General features: G+C 46.8%; 16 protein-coding genes, 1 tRNA gene and 1 pseudogene. 6 read left to right on the top strand and 12 right to left on the bottom strand.

The window, feature by feature from the left end; all coding sequences use genetic code 11:
* The first annotated feature begins 50 nt into the window (after positions 1-50).
* Both QUW60_RS13490 and QUW60_RS13485 read left to right on the top strand, forming a co-directional pair.
* Positions 51-3,062 (top strand): SusC/RagA family TonB-linked outer membrane protein, encoded by a 3,012-nt coding sequence (locus QUW60_RS13490; protein WP_289561101.1) that lies wholly within the window; start codon positions 51-53, stop codon positions 3,060-3,062.
* 14 nt (positions 3,063-3,076) lie between these two features.
* Positions 3,077-4,504: a RagB/SusD family nutrient uptake outer membrane protein gene (locus tag QUW60_RS13485; protein WP_289561100.1), complete on the top strand. Its 1,428-nt coding sequence runs from the start codon at positions 3,077-3,079 to the stop codon at positions 4,502-4,504.
* Between the two features lie 266 nt (positions 4,505-4,770).
* Here QUW60_RS13485 and QUW60_RS13480 read toward each other — a convergent pair whose 3' ends face one another.
* On the bottom strand, positions 4,771-5,625 hold the full coding sequence (locus tag QUW60_RS13480; protein ID WP_258338266.1) for a Cbp1 family collagen-binding glycoprotein adhesin: 855 nt from the start codon (positions 5,623-5,625) through the stop codon (positions 4,771-4,773).
* Between the two features lie 26 nt (positions 5,626-5,651).
* Positions 5,652-6,326: a 16S rRNA (cytidine(1402)-2'-O)-methyltransferase gene (gene rsmI / locus QUW60_RS13475; protein WP_258338265.1), complete on the bottom strand. Its 675-nt coding sequence runs from the start codon at positions 6,324-6,326 to the stop codon at positions 5,652-5,654.
* A gap of 170 nt (positions 6,327-6,496) precedes the next feature.
* Here rsmI and QUW60_RS13470 point away from each other — a divergent pair, with 170 nt between their 5' ends.
* Both QUW60_RS13470 and QUW60_RS13465 read left to right on the top strand, forming a co-directional pair.
* Complete coding sequence (locus tag QUW60_RS13470; protein ID WP_258338264.1) at positions 6,497-7,087, top strand: thymidine kinase; 591 nt, start codon at positions 6,497-6,499, stop codon at positions 7,085-7,087.
* A gap of 159 nt (positions 7,088-7,246) precedes the next feature.
* Positions 7,247-7,322 (top strand) — tRNA-Lys (locus QUW60_RS13465).
* A 249-nt stretch (positions 7,323-7,571) separates the two neighbouring features.
* Here the strand turns inward: QUW60_RS13465 and QUW60_RS13460 are convergent.
* Both QUW60_RS13460 and QUW60_RS13455 read right to left on the bottom strand, forming a co-directional pair.
* The gene (locus tag QUW60_RS13460) at positions 7,572-8,207 is read right to left on the bottom strand and encodes an HAD family hydrolase (RefSeq protein WP_258338263.1); all 636 of its coding nucleotides are present in this window, start codon (positions 8,205-8,207) and stop codon (positions 7,572-7,574) included.
* Between the two features lie 2 nt (positions 8,208-8,209).
* A pseudogene (locus QUW60_RS13455) lies at positions 8,210-8,783 on the bottom strand (sugar O-acetyltransferase).
* Between the two features lie 126 nt (positions 8,784-8,909).
* Between QUW60_RS13455 and QUW60_RS13450 the strand changes: the two are divergent.
* Both QUW60_RS13450 and QUW60_RS13445 read left to right on the top strand, forming a co-directional pair.
* The gene (locus QUW60_RS13450) at positions 8,910-9,749 is read left to right on the top strand and encodes an AraC family transcriptional regulator (protein ID WP_289561097.1); all 840 of its coding nucleotides are present in this window, start codon (positions 8,910-8,912) and stop codon (positions 9,747-9,749) included.
* Between the two features lie 348 nt (positions 9,750-10,097).
* Complete coding sequence (locus tag QUW60_RS13445; protein ID WP_289561096.1) at positions 10,098-10,439, top strand: nucleoside triphosphate pyrophosphohydrolase family protein; 342 nt, start codon at positions 10,098-10,100, stop codon at positions 10,437-10,439.
* A 91-nt stretch (positions 10,440-10,530) separates the two neighbouring features.
* On the opposite strand, the gene QUW60_RS13440 is transcribed toward QUW60_RS13445, so the two are convergent.
* The 8 genes from QUW60_RS13440 to QUW60_RS13405 all read right to left on the bottom strand — a co-directional run bounded on the left by QUW60_RS13440 (position 10,531) and on the right by QUW60_RS13405 (position 19,749).
* On the bottom strand, positions 10,531-11,052 hold the full coding sequence (locus tag QUW60_RS13440; RefSeq protein WP_289561095.1) for a carboxypeptidase regulatory-like domain-containing protein: 522 nt from the start codon (positions 11,050-11,052) through the stop codon (positions 10,531-10,533).
* A gap of 136 nt (positions 11,053-11,188) precedes the next feature.
* On the bottom strand, positions 11,189-11,821 hold the full coding sequence (locus tag QUW60_RS13435) for a methyltransferase family protein (protein WP_289561093.1): 633 nt from the start codon (positions 11,819-11,821) through the stop codon (positions 11,189-11,191).
* Between the two features lie 136 nt (positions 11,822-11,957).
* The gene (locus tag QUW60_RS13430) at positions 11,958-13,013 is read right to left on the bottom strand and encodes a sensor histidine kinase (RefSeq protein WP_289561091.1); all 1,056 of its coding nucleotides are present in this window, start codon (positions 13,011-13,013) and stop codon (positions 11,958-11,960) included.
* Positions 13,010-13,687 (bottom strand): response regulator transcription factor, encoded by a 678-nt coding sequence (locus QUW60_RS13425; protein WP_289561089.1) that lies wholly within the window; start codon positions 13,685-13,687, stop codon positions 13,010-13,012. Before QUW60_RS13425 ends, QUW60_RS13430 begins: the two co-directional genes overlap by 4 nt.
* Entirely contained in the window at positions 13,684-14,100 is a 417-nt protein-coding gene (locus QUW60_RS13420; protein WP_258338255.1) for an EamA family transporter, read from the bottom strand. Before QUW60_RS13420 ends, QUW60_RS13425 begins: the two co-directional genes overlap by 4 nt.
* A 371-nt stretch (positions 14,101-14,471) precedes the next feature.
* The gene (locus tag QUW60_RS13415; RefSeq protein WP_289561087.1) at positions 14,472-17,576 is read right to left on the bottom strand and encodes an efflux RND transporter permease subunit; all 3,105 of its coding nucleotides are present in this window, start codon (positions 17,574-17,576) and stop codon (positions 14,472-14,474) included.
* On the bottom strand, positions 17,569-18,450 hold the full coding sequence (locus QUW60_RS13410) for an efflux RND transporter periplasmic adaptor subunit (protein WP_289561085.1): 882 nt from the start codon (positions 18,448-18,450) through the stop codon (positions 17,569-17,571). The genes QUW60_RS13415 and QUW60_RS13410 overlap by 8 nt, the downstream gene beginning before the upstream one ends.
* 12 nt (positions 18,451-18,462) lie before the next feature.
* Positions 18,463-19,749, bottom strand: a complete 1,287-nt coding sequence (locus QUW60_RS13405) for a TolC family protein (protein ID WP_289561083.1) — start codon at positions 19,747-19,749, stop codon at positions 18,463-18,465.
* Positions 19,750-19,793 lie beyond the last annotated feature (44 nt).

Raw genomic sequence — 19,793 nt, 5'->3', positions numbered from 1 at the left:
GAAAACGAAATCAACGAGTTGCTCTTTCTTTGTCTGAAATACGCAAAGAAATGGGTAGAAGACATGCGTACCAACGCTTCCATGGATATCTTTCCAGACTGACTTTCAATAGAAATGCCAGCTCTTCACGGCAGAAGCAAAATGCTGTATTCCAGCAATATACACTATTTTTCAGTTCGGCCGGTACTTTGATCATTTCGTTCATCGGGTTGCAGACGCAGGAAGTTGATATCAAGCCGGTTGTGAACGTAGTGCTGAAATCGGATTCAGAGGTGCTGGACGAAGTAATGGTGGTAGCGTACGGCACTGCAAAGAAGTCCTCGTTTACAGGGTCAGCAACCAACATCCATGCCGACCAAATAACATCAGGATCACGCGAATCTATCGACAAAGCACTCAGCGGAAAAGTAACTGGTGTCCGCATTGCATCAGCTACTGGCGACCCGGGATCCATGGGTGAAATGAATATCCGCGGTGTAGGCTCTATCAACGGTTCTACCACTCCGCTTTATGTCATCGACGGAGTGATAATGAAATCGGACAATGACATGAGCTATTACGGAAAGTCACAAAGCGTATTGAGCACGCTGAATCCGGACGATATCGAAAGCATGACCATCCTGAAAGATGCAGCTGCCGCTTCTCTGTATGGTTCGCGCGCAGCCAACGGCGTGGTAATCATCACAACAAAGAGCGGAAAGGAAGGAAAAACCCGCGTATCATACAATGGAGAAGTGGGCTGGAACAAAATGGCTGTCAACCAGTTCGAGATGATGAACGCTACAGACTACAAGAATTATGTACGCGAAGCCGTAGCCAACTACTACATGGAGCATGAAGGATTTACAGACAAGAATGCCGCATACACAGCAGCAGACACTTACAACGGAGATCCGACACAGAATGTAGGAGTCGGTGATTTCCTGTACGACACAACCGGAAAATACAGCACGAACTGGAAGGATGAAATCTACCGCACGGCAGTTACTCAAAATCACCAAGTATCGCTGAACGGAGGTAACCAAAGCACCAGATTCTACGCCGGATTCGGTTACAACAAAAGCGAAGGTATCGTACTGGGAAGTGATTTCCAACGTATTTCGGGCAGAATCAATGTAGACCAGAAAATTACAGACTGGGCTGATTTCTCTGTAAAACAGATGATCGCATCAACGACACAGAACGGATTCCGTGATCAAAACGACCAGGCGCAAGGACTCGGAACAAGTTCTCCGCTAGGTATCTTGTTTGCGATGGATCCGACAGCACCCGTAAAGAACGAAGACGGGACCTACAACGAAAACGCAGGTTACGGACAGGTAAGCAACCCCCACCTGATGTTAGGAGGCAAGGATAGCGACACTGCTATGGAATGGATTCAAAGCAAGATGTTCCGCAGCATGACCAACGCCGAACTGAGCCTGCATTTCCTCGACAAAATATTCTTCCGCTCGGTTTTCGGATACGACTATATCGATAACAAGCATTTCGAATATTGGGACCGCGACGGAGTTAACGGAGCATCTGTAGGAGGTATGGGTAGCCGCTATACATTTGAAAACTCTACGCTGACCAGCTCAAACACTTTAACTTATACGGACACTTTCAAGGAGAAGCACAACTTGTCTGTTCTGTTGGGATTTGAATTGGAGAACCAGAACCTGCTGTCTATCGTAACAGTGGCGCAGAACTACTCAAACCATCTGCCTGAATTGTCTAACGGACAGCCTTCACAAGCATCCAGCAGCACATATGGTTCGGGCATGCTGTCTTACTTCGGCAATGTGAACTATAACTTTGACGACAAGTATTATCTGTCTGGAAGCTTCCGTCGTGACGGATCTTCACGCTTGAGCAAAGACAACCGCTGGGCCAACTTCTGGTCTATTTCTGGAGCATGGCGCCTGAGCAAGGAAGGATTCATGGAAGACATGCCTTTGTTTACAGACTTCAAGCTGAAACTTTCATACGGAACAAACGGCAATCTGCCGACCGACTACTATGGCTACAAAGACCTGTATGTAGGTTCCGGATACGGAAACAATCCGGCAATCTACTGGTATCAGTTGCCGAACGAAACGCTGACATGGGAAAAATCAAAAAACCTGAACGTAGGATTCGAGTGGAACATGTTCAACCGCGTAACTTTAAGCGCTGAATATTATCTGAAGAAAACAACCGATTTGCTCTTCAATGTCCCCACTTCATACGTAACCGGCTTCTCCAGCAAATGGGACAACTTGGGTGAACTGAAGAATGATGGTGTAGAAATCGAAATTAACTCCAAGAACATCATCCACAAAGACTTTACCTGGAACACCAACTTCAACCTGACTTATCAGCGCAGTATCGTAGAAAAGCTTCCGGATGGAGAAGACATCCAGTACGGTGACGGACAGATGTATATGCACCGCGAAGGCGAGTCTATGTACAGCTTCTACTTGCCGGAATGGAAGGGCGTAAACCCGGAAACAGGACTGGGAGAATTCTGGATTGACCCGAATGACCATTCGAAAGGTTCTACAACCAACTACAGTGAGGCTCAGTGGGGCATTGTCGGAAAAGCATTGCCTGATGTAATGGGTGGTATGACCAATACGTTTACCTACAAAGATTTCGATCTTTCATTCCTGATCACGTATCAGTTTGGAGGTGACATGTTTGATTATCCGAGCTATTTCTCACACCACGACGGATACCGCCTCGGTTCAATGGTGCCCGAAGCTGATGTGGCCGGAAACTACTGGACCCAGCCGGGAGATGTTGTAGACAATCCGAAACCTGTTTACGGAGGAGCTGCAACCGGACGTTCAGACCAGTTCTCAAGCCGCCACATCAAGTCGACAGACAACATCCGCCTGCGCGAACTGACAGTGGGCTACAACATCCCGATTTCCAAGAAATACATCAATCGCCTGCGCGTATATTTCCGTGCCAACAACCTTGCCATGATTTGGGCAAAGACCAAGCATGTGGATCCGGATGTTGCCATCAACGGATATCGTCAGGCTGATACACCTCAGTTGAAAAGTTGCGTATTCGGTATTAATATTGAACTTTAAAAAAACAACGAACAATGAAGAAATTACATTATATAGCGGCATTCGCACTGGGACTGGCCACCGTGTCCTGCGATGTGCTTGACAAAGAACCCTCCAATTCATGGGAATCTTCGACTGCCATTCAGAGCTACGATGACCTGGTATATGCTGTAAACGGAGTCTACGAAAGCCAGACAAACGCCATAGACAACGGATCGAACTACAGGGGAAGTTATGCCGGCGACTTCACTCTCTACGCAGATATGAAGGGAAGCGACTACCAGTGCCTCGGAAACAATAATCAGGCAACCGATGTATCCAGGTATCAGGCCACTCCTTCAGGAAGCGTTTCGGCAGACAACTTCTATAAACGGTTCTATCTTTCCATTGCACGCATCAACAAAGTGCTGGAAGGAGTGAAAGAAGCAGGACTTGAAGGAGATGACATAAATACGCAGTTGGGCGAACTTTATGCACTGAGAGCTTTGTTTCATTTTGATCTGGCCCGCCTGTTCGCCAGACTCCCCTCTACGGTAGACAATTGGGAAACCGAACCGGGAATCGTACTCTCACTGGAAACGCATGACTCTGACTATATAGGAACACGCTCAAGCCTGAAAACGACTTACGAAACGATTATCAGCGATTTAGGTACAGCCTTGAACTATCTTCAGTCGGCAACAGCTGCCAACAATGGTCACATAAACTATTGGGGAGCTCTTGCACTGCGCGCCCGCGTGTACCTGTACATGGACAATTGCGGAGGAACAGACTACAATTCTCTCGCCCTTCAGGATGCCGAGGATGTAATCAATTCAGGCGTATATTCTCTCTATGAAAGAGATGACTATGCAGGCGCATGGAGCAGCGAATATACGTCAGAAAGCATTCTGGAGATTCAAGTAACCTCTCTCTACAACCCTCAACGCAATTCGCTGGGGTACTATACCCACGCAGAGGGCTATGCAGAAGCAGCACTGAGCACAAGTTTCCAGACCTTCCTGAATGAACACTCGGATGATATCCGCAGCACCATCGCGGCAACAGAACAGGATGGAAACATTACCGGCACTTTCTCGCAAAAGTACCCGGGACGTAACGGAGAGATTTACGTGAATAACCCAAAGGTTATCCGCCTGTCGGAAATGTACCTGATTGCAGCAGAGGCAGCATTGAAAGCAAATTCCGGAAACGCAGCCTCATACATCAATCAGCTGCGCGAGAAACGAATCGAAAGCTATTCGGATGTATCCAACGTTACTTTGGATGAAATTCTAGACGAACGTCGTTTGGAACTGAATGGCGAAGGACACATGGCATGGGATATGTGGCGAAACAAAAAGTCTGTAAACAATCCGTATGCAGGAGAAATCACATATGATGATTACCGCACTGTTTTGCCGATACCTCAAGCAGAAATCAATGTTTCTAAAGGTTCCTTGAAACAAAACCAGGGCTATTAACACTCAAAAGGGCATGCCGCAACATGCCCGCATACCAATATCAAACTTACCCAAGATTGCAAACGCAAGATTCTTGGGTAAGTTTATTTTTTACAGCCACCTCTGGTCGTGCCGGCTTTCGATTACAGTTCCGGCATCTGCCACAGAACACAATGCGACAAAGCGCGATACGACACGTAAGGGTCAAAAGAAAGAGTCCGACTCATGCCGGACCCTCACTCAATACAAAACTCTATTTCTTCCTGATCTTCAGAAACGTCCAATAATCAGCGAACTTGAATTACCAGATACCTTGACACACTCCAAAAAGCGCTGGGATTCGTAATCTTAAGCGTCAACTGGTTCTTATCGTCCTTAACCAGCTCGTACGAACCCACAGGGTGAGTGGTCAACAACTCGGCACGTTTGGAATACAATTTGATTTCTTTATCCTTGCGGATATCGATTTGAGTAAAATAATCCTTGTTGAACTCATTGTCTTTCAACACATCGCCGCGCTTGAGAATCTTCTGGTCTTTCAACTCAGATTTTGTACCGAACACATACCATGCAGTGTTAAGTGCCTTGTCCTGAGCCTCAACCGTTTTAGCTTTCGCTTCATTCTCTGCACTAAGTTCATCTACATTCTTGTTCAAATCCATCACCGCTTCATCAAGTTCAGCGATACGGATGTTCTTAGAAGCCAGTTCAGCCTGGAGCGTTTCGATTTGCTGCTGCTTGGCATTCAGTTCAGCGGTCAGATTCTTGATAGCCTTGCGCAGCTGTGCCGACTGATAATTGCTGTTCTTGAGCTGTTCCTCCAGTTTAGCTATCTGCTCACGGTTGGACTTCAGCTTGTCACTGATAAAACGGATATCCTCTTTAATCTTATCAGCCGACGACTGGCTCTCCAATGTGCCACCCTGTAAATCCACACGATTCTCCGCTTCATTGATTTCACGGAATCCCTCTTGAATTTCATTGAAAGATCCCATAATTTCATCCAGCTCAGCATCTCTGTTCGAAAGTTCAAGCATCAGCGAGTCGTTCTGCGCCTGTAACGCATCCTTATTCTGCCCCATATTGTTGCACGAAGCCAACAGTGCGGCCATACAGCATACAGATAACACAATCTTTTTCATAGACTTCAGTTTTTATGAATTTATAATTAGTCTTCTTTACCACCTACAATTATGACAATTTCACCTTTAGGTTCTTTTTCCTGAAAATGCGCAATAACTTCTTGCAGCGATCCCCTGACACATTCTTCATGCACCTTGGAAATTTCCCTGCAAACAGCCACCGGCCGCTCCATGCCAAAATATTCGGCAAACTGTGAAAGTGTCTTTACCAAACGATAGGGCGATTCGTAAAAGACCATCGTCCGGGTTTCATCTTTCAAAGCATTAAGACGAGTCATGCGCCCTTTTTTCTGAGGAAGAAATCCTTCAAAGCAGAAACGCTCGTCCGGCAATCCCGAAGACACCAATGCCGGCACAAATGCTGTGGCACCGGGAAGACACTGCACGTCAACTCCGTTTCTTACACACTCACGCACGATCAAGAAACCGGGATCTGAAATGGCAGGCGTTCCTGCATCCGAAATCAAGGCTACATTCTCTCCGCCTTTAATCCGACTGACAATCCCTTCAACCGTCTGGTGCTCATTGAACTTGTGATGCGACTGCATGGCGTTCTTGATCCCATAATGCTTCAAAAGAATACCCGACGTGCGAGTATCCTCAGCCAAAATCAAATCAGCCTCTTTCAACACCCGAATGGCACGCAAAGTTATGTCCTCAAGATTTCCCACCGGAGTGGGCACTACATATAATCTACCCATAGCTAAAACTAGTCTTATAGAACAAAGGTAAAAAGAAAATGCATCCATCAATGAAAATCGGCTAATATTTAACAGATGTTTCACCTTTCACTTTTCTGAAACATGACAAGCTGAAATTCTTTATAATTCAGAGTTAAATTGTATTTTTGCAGCATAAAAATCAAAATACAATGAATCTGTTTACAGAAGATATGAAAGAAGAAACAGCCAGCAGAGGACGCATTGAAGTTATTTGCGGCTCAATGTTCTCTGGCAAGACTGAAGAACTTATCCGGCGTCTGAAACGTGCGAAATTCGCCCACCAGCGAGTTGAAATATTCAAACCTGCAATCGACACCCGGTATTCGGAACAAGACGTGGTGTCACACGACAACAACACCATCCACTCTACTCCCATCGAATCATCAGGAAGTATCCTGCTGTTCACCTCAGAAATTGATGTCGTCGGAATAGATGAAGCGCAATTCTTCGATGACGGACTTGTACATGTATGCAACGAACTCGCCAACCAAGGAATCCGGGTTATAGTGGCTGGGCTGGATATGGATTACAAAGGAATACCTTTCGGACCAATACCTGCCCTTTGTGCCATCGCTGATGAAGTGACAAAGGTTCACGCCATATGCGTCAAATGCGGCAATCTGGCCTATCTGTCGCACCGTACCGTAAAAAATGACAAACGTGTCTTATTGGGAGAACAGGAGGAATACGAACCTTTATGCAGACGCTGCTACCAGAAAGCCGTAAAAGAAGGGAAGTAAAGCATGAGCAACAACAAATGCGGTCCTGTTTCGACAGATTTAGGTTTAAATACATCAGGAAAATAACAAAAGCACATAAAAAACAATGATAAAATTTGGCAGTTTGCAACAAAGTCCCTACCTTTGCACACGCTATCAGAAATGACAGCAAGAGGGTTTGATTCGCTAGCTCAGCAGGTAGAGCACAACACTTTTAATGTTGGGGTCTTGGGTTCGAGCCCCAAGCGGATCACCAGAAAATCAAGCGGTTATCTAAAACAGGTAATCGCTTTTTTCGTGTTTATACGTTGGTTTGTCACTCTAAAGTTAAACCAAGAGTTAAACCAAAAACTGATACCGGCCTTACCTATTGGCAGAATCAAGCACTAGCCTGCTTAGAGTTTAAATTTTCCAATAAAGTAATATTGTTATCAGGCCCTTAATTCCGCCAACAAGTTTTCATATCCTTAGAGCCGTTAAAATCTACAATTACCAGCAACTTTATTCAAGATAAGAGAAAGCTGGATATGGACGATACGGAACGGAAGACATTATTCGCATTATGATGCTCTAAAGCTTCGCCCTGTGAAATCCCCCATGCGGCAGACAAACATTTCACTTTCGCTTTCCGGCACTCTTCTATGTCCGAAACCGTATCTCCAATATATACGATTTCATCTGCTGACAAATGATAGGTATGCAACATCTCATCCAAGGCTTCCGACTTGACATTTCTTTCAGCACTTCCGGTAAAAATCTTTGCAAAACACGTTTCCATATCAAATTGCCGCAGTGTAATATCACAGCTCTTTGTCCCCTTTCCAGTAACAAGCGCCACTATAATACCCTTTTGCTTCAGTAAGGCTATCAGTTCACGCACTCCCTCAAAAGGCTTCGGACACATTGTTTTATGCAATTCCTCATAAATTACATAAAAATCATGCAGTGCCTGTTGGCGGTGTGCTTCGCCGACAACACGCCTTATCATGCCTTCTTCGTTCAGTCCAAAAGTCTGTACTACCTCCTCGTCCGACAATTCATGCAAAGCATATGGCTGTACAGCTTCCTTAAAGGCCCGTATGCACATCGGCAAAGTGTTGCCTATTGTGCCGTCCAGATCAAAAGCAACCAATTTAATCATGGCTATATTGAAAGATTGATTTTCCGAATTACCTTACAGGGGTTTCCCACGGCAAGACTATTTGCCGGAATCGATTTAACGACAACACTTCCTGCCCCGATAACACTTCCCCGGCCGATAACAACACCTGGCAGGATAATGACTCCACCGCCAATCCAACAGCCGTCTTCAACAGTAACAGGCAAAGCATACGTGTGGCGGATATATTCGATCTCATTTTGTTTTTCTACAGGTTCTAAGCGTTTGTTCAGTTCCACCGGATGAGTAGCCGTATAAATTTGTACATTCGGAGCTATCAGCACATTGTTTCCGATTGTGATTTTATTGCAATCCACAAAAGTACATCCGGTGTTTATGCTGACATTGTTTCCTATGCTGATGTTACAGCCATAGTCGCACATAAAAAATACTTTCAAACATTTCCTTCAACAGCGCATACTTTTCTTCTTTACAATCATACGGCAATGCATTGTATTTCAGCAACAGCTCATGCGTTTTTCTTTTGAACTCCATAAATACGGGAGCGTGGCAGTCGTACCATTCGCCCGACAAGCATTTTTCCAATTCTGTTTTCATATCCAATCATGATAAAAGTTACTACTATCCTTCTATTTCCGGCAAAGTTATACATATCCATGCGATAAGATCTGTATTCTTTTTCTCTTTATTTGTATCTTTACAGCAAACAGCAAATTACATCAGATGAAAAGAGAGAATCTGCACCAACCGTTTGAAATCAGTTTCAGCGAACTGGACGAGTCGCAACTACAAGAGCATGACCATACTTTTTTCGAACTGGTCTATATATTATCGGGAACAGGTGTCCAGTGGATAAACAACAACAAATTCCTTTATCACGACGGACATCTTTTCATGATTACTCCCGGAGATACACATTCATTCGACATTCACACTACCACAAAGTTCGTATATATAAAATTCAATGACATCTACATTCATTCGGCTGTTTTGGGAACAGAAAACATCCGGCGACTAGAATTTATACTGCAACACGCCAACCATCGCCCCGGCTGCATTTTGCGCAACCAAACCGACAAATTGCTGGTCAAGCCCATGATAGAAGCGATTATCCGTGAATATGTGAACAGAAACATATACAGCAGTGAAATTATTACGCAATTAATCAACACGATTGTCATCATTGTCGCCCGTAACATTGCCCTATTCCTGCCGGAACAAATAGATGAAAACTCGGAAGATAAGTCACTGAACATTTTACAATACATTCAGTCCAACATCTGTTTCCCCGAAAAAATAAAGGCCAGAACGATAAGCCAACATTTTGGAATTTCGCCTAATTACCTTGGGAGATACTTCAAAAAGCAGACCAATGAAACCATGCAGCAATATATCTTCAACTATAAAATGAAAATGGTGGAAAGCAGGCTTTTGCACAGCGAAATGAGAATCAACGAAATAGTAGAAGAATTGGGATTCACAGATGAAAGCCATTTGAACAAGCTATTCAAGAAATACAAAGGCTGCAACCCTACTGATTTTAGAAAAAAGCACAGGGGATAACTTTTTATAAACGATGCTCTCGCACCTATAACAGAAGTTTTTCATCATTTCCGTCATGGCAGTCATTAAAACCATAAATGATTTCCATACCTGAACCACAAGTTCTTCAAGGAAAATGCGCAGTAGTCAGTTGATATTAGACTAACTCCATCGCCAAACTGTATGGCATTCTATGGATTCCTTTTTCCTTAACCGGTCTGTTCCTTTCCATTGTTGCCTTCCCAAAATGGACAGAAGGAAATATGACAACTATGATGAGAAGCAAAATCTGCTGTCAAAACAATAGTATTTAGCTCATATTGCAAACCTTTGTCCGGCTTCCCTTGTTAGATTTTAAAATTGAATGTAATGGATACAAATCACAATTTGCAAAACATTGTAGAGCGGTCAATGGCAATCCGCAATAAATACCATAAGCTAGAAGTCACGCTTCATGGCGAAAAATGGAATCTGACTGAAGATGCCTTAGCATTTATAACTGACGCTTCGCTGGTAGGAAGGAATATAATGTCCATTCAGAACCGTTGGCCCAATCAAGACGATAAGAATATCTTACGGAGCAAAATAGGCGAATGCATCTGGTGGCTGATTGTTTTGGCTGAAAGAAGTGATATAGATGTTATTGATGCAATAAATGAGTTCATTCAAAACACCGAGAAAATTTTAGATGCAACAGAACCCTTGCCATAATGCAAAATCCTGGGCAGTACCTTGATTCCCTTTTATTCACATTTGGAATATGGCAATTACCGCCTCCCACTGCTTGACATTCTCATCATCATTACGGTAGCGTACTCCCTGGTAGCCAGTATTCTGGCCAATTACCCTCCATATCCACTTGCACCGAGGGGATGTCACGCATCAGATCGCTGACAGAGCCGGACACGCTCATCAGATCTTCACCTGCATAAAAGACTCGTTTGTCAATGCGCTGCACATACGTAGGCCAACGTGCCTCCACTACCACTTTCTCCAACCGCTCGGAAGACCGGAAAAGATAGAATGTGCCTAAATCCGCAACACGCTGTTTCCCGACTGCAAACGCCGGCGAACAGCGCGTTTCATAGCCCATAAAACCATACTTCACATAATAGCGTCCCGCAGCCACCGAACCGAACGCAAAACATCCTTCCGAGTCTGCCACGGATCCAGCAACCAGCACACTGTCCGCCGCCCGATAAAGAGCAACATCCGCAAACTCCATCGGCCGTTCCGTTTTCTGTTCCCTGATATGTCCGGTTACGGTGTATGCCGCACACGGCATATACCAGCAGGTCAGGACAAAGAAGAATAACGCTTTCATCTCCTGCCATACCTGTTTACCGGCCCTGCTCGTCAAGAAGCTTCGTATGTTTCTTGATATATTTCAGCACCACATATCCGATGCCGCTTGCAACCGTCATGACCAGCAGACCGAAATTGACAGAAACAGACGGAGCCTACCAAGCAACAATAAAATCGAACAGGCTGAATAGCAGGAAAAGAGCAAACACACCGTTTTTTTCTTTTTTAGCCACCTTTTTCCATGAAAACGGCAGTCCAGACGGCTTGAAACGGTTAAAGCGGGACAGAAAAGCCGGAGTCTGCTCAGCCCAATGCAAGTAAGTGTCGCCAAATTTCCGGCGAAGAAACTGTTCTTCCGCATACATGATACGCTCATAATAGATCCAATAGCCTAATATGAACGCTGTGACGAAACCGATATTGCAGGTCAGCAAGGCAATGCCGAGCCACATCAAAAAATTCCCCAGATACAACGGATGCCTTACAACCGAATAAATGCCAGTCGTATTCAGACTGTCTGCCACTTGTCCGGCTGTATTCCTGCCCGAAGTGCCTACGGGAGTATGTCCTACGGTATAAATGCGGATCCAGGTTCCTGCCAGACTTACCGCAAGGCACAGACATTCGTATACTTGCCAATAAGGAAGGACTGTTGAAAATACAGTTCCGACAGTGCGGACCGTAAACAGAAGTACCCAAATACCCGCCAACAATACAGCGAGCGGCAAAAGGCTCCGGCGACGGAACAACCAGTTGCCTTGCGATTCCAATTTTTCTTGCAATGCCATAGTCTTTATCTTTTAATGTTATGGCAGCAAAAATACGTCTTGAAGTTTGTGATAATTTTGAAGTTACGCCATTGCGTTGCGCTAGAAAGCGGAAAAACAGGCAGCAAACGGATGCCGGGTTTTGCAGACTACCATCTTAAAAACTGACCATGAAGCAATGCTTCCCTTCCTTATACTGATAGCCTACCATCCATCCGTGATACTCGCAAACGGCTTTTACAATGGCAAGTCCCAGCCCGCTACCTTTCGTCTTTTCCGAAGGACGGTAGAATCGGTTGAATATCTGCCGGCTGTCCAATGCAGGCTCGTCTGAAGTGTTTGACAGGATCAGCTGCCTGCCGGCTACGGCAAGCGTGATTTCTCCGTTCGGGCGGTTGTGCCGGACCGCATTCACAACCAAGTTGTTTACAAGGCTTTCAAGCAATGTCCGGTTGGCGCATACAGTCAGCATGTTCCGGAAATCTTTATGAAGGACAATGCTCCCCGACAAGATTTCGAGCGACGGAAGCAGCTCGTCAAGAAAATCTCCGAGATTTATCTCCTCCATCTGTCCGTACTGGTGGTTGTCTATCTTGGCCAGCAGAAGCAGGTTACGGTTCAGACGGGCAAGACGATTGGACGTTTCATACAAGCCCTGCATCAGTTCGGCCTGCTGCCGGGTAAGTCCGGGCTGCTGGAGCAGGAGGTCAAGCTTGCTCTGAAAAACTGCAAGCGGAGTCTGCAACTCATGCGAAGCATTCTCTGTGAACTCTTTTTGCGTGCGGTAGCTGGCCAGACTGTTCTGCATCAGAGTCTGCAAGGCATGGTTAAGACGGATGAATTCAGCGACATCGCTGTCAGCCAGCACCGGCAGGACACCGTCTTCCAGACGGAAACTTTCGATCCGCCGCAAGGTTTCGTCAAACGGTTTCCACAGCCGCCGGGAAATAAACCGCACGGTCAGCACAGTCGAAACTGCCAGCACAAACACTATCACGCCGAACTGTATCATCACGCCCTGCATGATATCCTGCTCCAGATCAAGAGGAGGAATAGGCTTGCCCTGGCCCACAGCATCGACAATGTCTATCATATCTTCGGCATAATAATGCTTCGTCAGAAAATAAAACAACGGTGTGGCAAGCAGCAGCAACACCGCCATGCAGACGACAAACTGCGTCAGCATCTTCCGCGAAAGGCTCCACTTCTTCATCTCTCCAGCCACTTATATCCGGTCCCATACACATTTTTGATGCAGTCACGCACCCCCGCTTCCGCCAATTTCGCTTTCAAATTCTTGATGTGCGTATAAACGAAATCGTGATTGTCCAGCATATCCGCCATGTCGCCGCTGAGATGTTCAGCCATAGAAGCCTTCGACACCACCTTGTTCCGGTTGCCTATGAAAAACAACAGCAGTTCATATTCCATCCGCGTCAGTACAACGGGCCGTCCTCCGACACATACATACTTGGCAGGCAGATTGATTTCAATGCCGTTGCTGCGCAACAGATTGCTTGCCGCAAATTCCCTGCGGCGGATAATGGCATAGATGCGCATCGAGAGCTCGGGCAAGTGGAAAGGCTTGGCCAGATAGTCGTCCGCGCCGATCTCCAGCCCTTTCACCTTGTCGTCCAGCGAGTCTTTGGTGGACACGATAATAACCCCAACGGAATTCCGGTTCTTCCTGATCTCCTGCAAAATGTCCAGTCCGTTTCCGCCGGGCAGCATCAGGTCAAGCAGCACACAGTCGTAATCATAAAGATTCACCTTTTCCAGCGCATCGTCATACGTAAACGCCTGTTCACACACATAATTTTCGGAACTGAGGTAAGCCACAATACTGGCCGAGAGTTCCAGTTCGTCTTCTATTATCAGCAGTTTCATTTGACTAACATTAAAATGCTTCCGCCCGTAATCAGCAGTGCACCTGCCACAACCCGCAGGCTGACAGGCTCTCTCAGAAACAGAAACGAAAGGCAGATGGTTATCACGACACTCAGTTTGTCTATCGGTGCCACGCGCGAAACGTCGCCCGTCTGCAATGCCTTGAAGTAGAACAGCCACGACAAGCCCGTCGCCGCTCCGCTCAATATCAGGAACAGCCACGCATGGCGCGGTATATCCTTTATCTCTCCTGCATGCGAACCGAACAGCACGATGCCCCATGTCAGCAGCAAAACGACCGTAGTGCGGACAGCAGTGGCCAGATCTGAATTGATTTCCCTTACGCCCACTTTGGCAAAGACAGCAGTCAGCGCGGCAAAGAAGGCAGACAGCAGTGCATAGTATTTCCACATAATATTTATATCTATCTCAAAGATGTGCCAGTCCCAGGTTCAGGGACTTTATTTTTTCATGCATGTATGCAGTTTAGCCAATAAAAAGTCCGCAGCCTGAAACACGGCGGAAAGCCGACAAAAACCGGATGCCATTCGTCGAAATCTTTATCTCTAGCCTAAAGATATGCATCTCCAGCCTGGAGATCTATATCTCCAGCTTAAAGATACATATCTCTAAGTTAAAGACAGGCATTTCAACGACGACGGAAGGGCCTTTGTCAGAGAAAGCCGTTTCCCCTTCAGCCGGCTAAAGGACATTTTTATCTACAAAAATATTATATCCGGCAAAAATAACGCGAAATTTTGTAGGAATTTTGAAGAAGGGCATTTCACCTATGAATTTTCCGCATCAGTGCCGGCAGCACCATCAGCAGCAAAGGCAGCCCTGCCACAAATCCGCCAATCACCGCCACAGCCAGGGGCTGCTGCATCTGTGCTCCCATTCCCCATCCCAGAGCAAGCGGCATCAAGGCAAGGACAGCTCCGATAGCAGTCATCAGTTTGGGACGTATGCGCAGAGCGATAGCGTAATCAACAGATTCTTCCACCGTACCTCCTCTCCGCCGGTTCATCCTGTATTGCCATACCGTGAATATGGCATTCTCCGCCAAGATGCCCACAATCATGATGATGCCCGTATAGCTGCTGACATTCAGTGGCACGCCGGTAATCCACAGGGCCAGCAGGCAACCGCAGATACCCGTCAATGATACCGTCAGCACAGCCAGCGACAACCGCCATTCGCGCAGCAGAAACATGAGCACCGCAAAAACAAGCAGAGTGGCCAGACTCAGAATCATCGCCAGTTCATGAAACGACTTTTGCTGCTCGGCATATGCTCCGCCGAAAGCAATGCTGTAGCCGGGCGGCAGTTTCAGTCGTTTCCCAAGAGCCAGCCTGACCTCATCAACGGCGCTTCCCAAATCACGGTTCTCCAGCCGGGCCGTCAAAGTGACGTTGCTTTTCAGGTCCTCACGCCGTTGCTCTATTTCGCCGGGAACAACCTGCACATCGCAGAAGAACGACAGCGGACGTGTGGAGCCATCGGGCAAAAAAATGAGCTGCCTTTGCAAAAGTTCGGGCGAATTGTCGGCAAAATCGGTAAAGCGCAAAAGGATGCGGCGCATCTGCTCGCCGTCCTGCACAGAGCCGATTTGCAGTCCGCCCGTCAAAGATGCCTGCGCAGGATTCGGCTCTATCATCCCTTCCGTCTGGCACAAGGGAATGCCGCCCGTATAAATCGCAAGCTGCTCCTGGAAATCTGTCAAGGATATGCCGAATTGCGAAAGCCGTTCCTCGTCAGGGATGAATACCAGCGAAGCGCCGGCAGGCACCAGGCCGTCATCTATGTCTACCACACCGGGAACCGACTGCATGACTTCTTCTGCCTGGGCTGCCAAACGTTGCAGCATAGCATAATCGTCGCCGAACAGCTTCACTTCAACAGGCTTCGGCGTACTCATCAGATCTCCCAAGAGATCAGCGATACGCTGGCCGAAGTCGATAGTCATTGCCGGAACGGCCTGAGAAAGACTGCGGCGCAAGTCGCTGATAACTTCAGGCGTGGATTTCCTGCGGTCTTTCTTCAACTGGATAAGGTAATCGCCAAAATTTGTGGGACGTGTCTTGAATGACATGCCAAGGGCAGTACGACGCGAATAGGTTTCCACATCGGGATGGGCCAATATAATGCGCTCCATCTGACGGCACAACCTGTCGGTTTCCTCAATGTCCGTACCAGACGGAGAGTGATAATCGAGCACGATGGTCCCCTCATCCAGATCGGGAAGAAAGCCCGAAGGCAATTGTGTGGAAGCATACCAGCCGCCGCCAATCAGCAAGAGCACAAAACAGAAGGCAACGGCCGGTTTCCTGTATAAACAGGTAAGGAAATGCACCTTGCGTATGGAAGATTCTTCCAGCTCTTTGGCATCCAGCACCCGCGGGCGCAATTTCTCCCGGTATCCAACAAGCAGGTAGAGCACAGGCAACAGCAGCCATGTCACAAGGAAAGATGCCACCATCGTGAGCTGCATCGTATCAGACAGTTCCTTGAAAAAACTGCCGGCCAGTCCGCTCATCAGACGGAAAGGGAAGTGAATGACGATCGTTGCCAGCGACGATGCCACCATCGCCGGAAAAAGATCGCGGATGGCATGGCGTACAACGGCGAAGCGGTCGCTGCCGGGATGTTCTTCGTGCTCACGGTATATCTGCTCGATGATAACGATGGCATCGTCGATTATCAGTCCCACAGATGCTGCCATCGCGCCAAGCGACATCACGTTGATGCCAATGCCTGCCAGATAGCACAGCAGAATACTGAAGGCTACCGTTACGGGAATGGTAAGCATCACCGCCAAACTCGACCGCCACGAACGCAAGAACAGCACCATCACCACAAGGGCAAGAAAAAGTCCTTCATAAATCGTCCGCAACACGCCCTGGATACTGTCGCCCACAAAAGCACTCTGGTTATAGTAAGGCTTCAGTTCATAACCTTCAGGAAGCTGGCCGCGTATCTCTTCGGCCTTTAGCTCCACACTTCGGGCAAATGTCAGCAGGTTTACCCCAGGCTGCTTCACCAGATCAATCAATACGGCGTCATTTCCATCTGCATTGATCTTCAAGAATTCCTGCTGCTCCTGTATTTCTACATCAGCAAAGTCACAGAGACGAATGACGCGCTTGCCGTCATTACGGATAACGGTATTTTTCAGATCTTCCAGATCATGGATGCGCGTATCGGTCAACGAAAGATAGAGCCGGCCGTAATCAGCGACATTGCCGTTTCCCAGCACAAAATTGGTTTGCTCAAAGGCCGCCTTTATCAATGATGGAGTAATGCCCAATGCAGACATCTTCACAGCATCCGGCTTCACTACAAACTCTTTCGCCTTGCCGCCGCGGACTACTACATTGCTGATGCCGTCTACCTGTGAAAACATCGGCCGGACAACCAGATTCCCTACATCACGGAGAGCAATCCGACTATGTGTCCTGCTTTCAAGCGTAAAGCCATAAACGGGAAAGAGCGACTGGTTCATTGCCTCCGTAGAAATGACCGTGCCTGCGGGAAGAAAACTTTTTATCTCGTTGATCCTGCTCTCCAGTTGCGTTTTCAGCGCGTAAATGTCCAGCCCCCATTGAAAATACACATCAATGACGCAACTGCCGCGCGAAGTGCTGCTTTTCACTACCGTTGTGCCCGGCACCTTCTTGACAGCACTCTCCAACGGCTTGGTAACAGTGATCATCATGCGGTCGACCGGCTGCTGCCCGGCATCGGCTATGACCGTGATACGCGGAAACAGCACTTCCGGAAACAAGCTGGTCTGCATCTGCATGTAACTGTAAACGCCCGCTAACAGAAGCAGCAATCCTACAAAAAGGATGGGCTTGGCATAAAGCTGGTGAAGTCCTTTCTTATTCATGGCTGACAATGATTTTGCTGCTGTCCGGCAACGCATAGCCTCCGGTCAGCACAATGCGGTCATCCGGGCTCAACGGTCCCTCAACCTCTATACTGCCGTTACGGCTGTCCCCTGTTTTCACAGGAACCCGAACAGCCATACTGTCACTCAGAAGTTTCATAACCCAATGAGAGGAAAGACTTTCATCACTCTGTACGGCACCTTTGGGCAACAGCATGTGCAAGCCTTTCTCATCGGTACGTATCACAGCCTTTGCATGCATGCCTTCGGGCAGAAACGATACATCCGCATGCGCTACAACCGGTTGCGTCTGTGAAAAAGTGTCCATTGAGGCCAGCGGACCGCCAACCGTCGCCCGCAAATGAGTCTCATCAGAAAGTTCCAGGGTACAAACAGCTCCGGGAGCAACAAACCCAGAAAACTCATAAGGCACGTTCAACAAGAAAACAAGGCTTCCCGAGTCTGCCAGCGTACACAATTCCGTGCCTTCTGGCACATAATCCCCTTTCTGCCGAAACACATCAAGTAAGATACCGTCTTGTCCGGCACAGACGGTTATCGGCGGCATACCTGCAGATGAAAGGGTGTGCTGCTCCTTGCTTTCCAGTTCATACAAAGGTTCTCCGCTTTTTACTTTGTCTCCCGCCTGCACATACGTTTTTATTATGTATCCGGCAATCGGAGCGGCAACAACTGATTTACTCAAATAGGCAGTCGTAGCCGACAAAACGATGTCGCTGGAAATATTTCCATAAACGACATGAGTCAAAGTGACAGCAACGGCAGGCATGGAAACAGGATCGTCCTTTTCGGTTTGATTATTGCAAGAAACAAGGCAGAAAGCAATCAGAAGAACTAAATTCTTTATTTTCATATCGCATGTTTTTTACCAGTTCCAATAATTATACGCAGCAATCAGCAGCTGACGGTTTGTCTGCAACGTCACATAGTCGCGCTCCGCCTGAATTTTATTTCTCAGCACGGTGATATAGTCCACAACAGAACGTTGCCCGGCTCGTATTTCTTTCAGATAATTGACCAGTACTGTATCGTATTCAGACAATTGCCCGCACAGAGCGTTCAACCTTTCGCCATACAGCTGCATTTCCGACAGGCATTTTTTCTTGTGTTCTTCATTTTGAAACCGTTCATGTGCCTTATATGCAGAAATAGTTCGCATTTGCACCTGCATCTGCTGCTCTTGCCAGCGTTTCTGCCGCCCGTCAAAAATTGTCCACGAGAAAGTCAGGCCGGCATTCCAGCCCAGATGACGGTATACATGGGTATAATTGCTCACCTGCAGTCCCCCATTGACAAATAAGTTAAGCCTCGGCTTATACTGCAACTTAAAGACACGCAGATTCGCAGCCACATTCAGACTGTCCAACCTGTATTGTTCTAAAAATAAAGAAATAGGATTATTTTTTATTTCAGGAAACAGACAAACTGCATCCAATTCAACTTTTGCAGTGTCTGTTATTCCACAGAGTATGTTTAAATCTGACAGATGCGTACAATAAGATTGCCATGAGGCCGTTTTCAGATCGTAATTCGCAGCTTTCTCTATAGCAAGCAGATGCAGGTCGGACTGCCGCAATATTCCATCTTGCACCAGTTCTTGGACAATAAGTTCTTGTTGCTGCAAAACTCTGCGCACACTGTCGGCTAATCCAACCAGACTTTTGTCCAACAAACAAAGAAGATATTGTTCTGTGACAGTACGCTCCAACTGATGCTTTTCCAGGCGCATATTATTTGACTGGATAGCGGCCTGTATCTCTGTCTGCTTTCTGGAAGCCTCATACAAACCGCCTCCCAGCAAAGGCTGTGTCCATGTAAAGCCTGCATACAAATGACCGCTGCTTTCACCTAAATCATATCCGTAATAGTCTGTTCCGTTTTGCGCATTCCAAAGAAAAGACGTTTTTCCTCCGTCCTTTGAAATAATCGGAACAAAAAGGAATTCTCCATTCAATTCCAATTTAGAGCGAATGTAAACAGCCTTTAAACGCTGTTCCTCCATTTGCTGTATTTCGATGCGCCCCTTGTAATCGTGGAGAAGCGGACTGCTAGTCTTTGCAAACTCTATATAATAAGACAGGTTCCGTGCTGTTTTCCCATACCCGGCAAAGCAGCAAAAGATAACACCCAAAGTAAAGAATAATCGAAGCATATCTATTTCTATTTGGAGCAAAAATAAAAACAGACATTGTAGGA

This window comes from Bacteroides gallinaceum (genome assembly GCF_030373775.1).
Taxonomy (GTDB): Bacteria; Bacteroidota; Bacteroidia; order Bacteroidales; family Bacteroidaceae; genus Phocaeicola; species Phocaeicola excrementipullorum.
The sequence above is the reverse complement of the archived record's forward strand: the minus strand, read 5'-3'. Positions and strand labels throughout refer to the sequence as shown.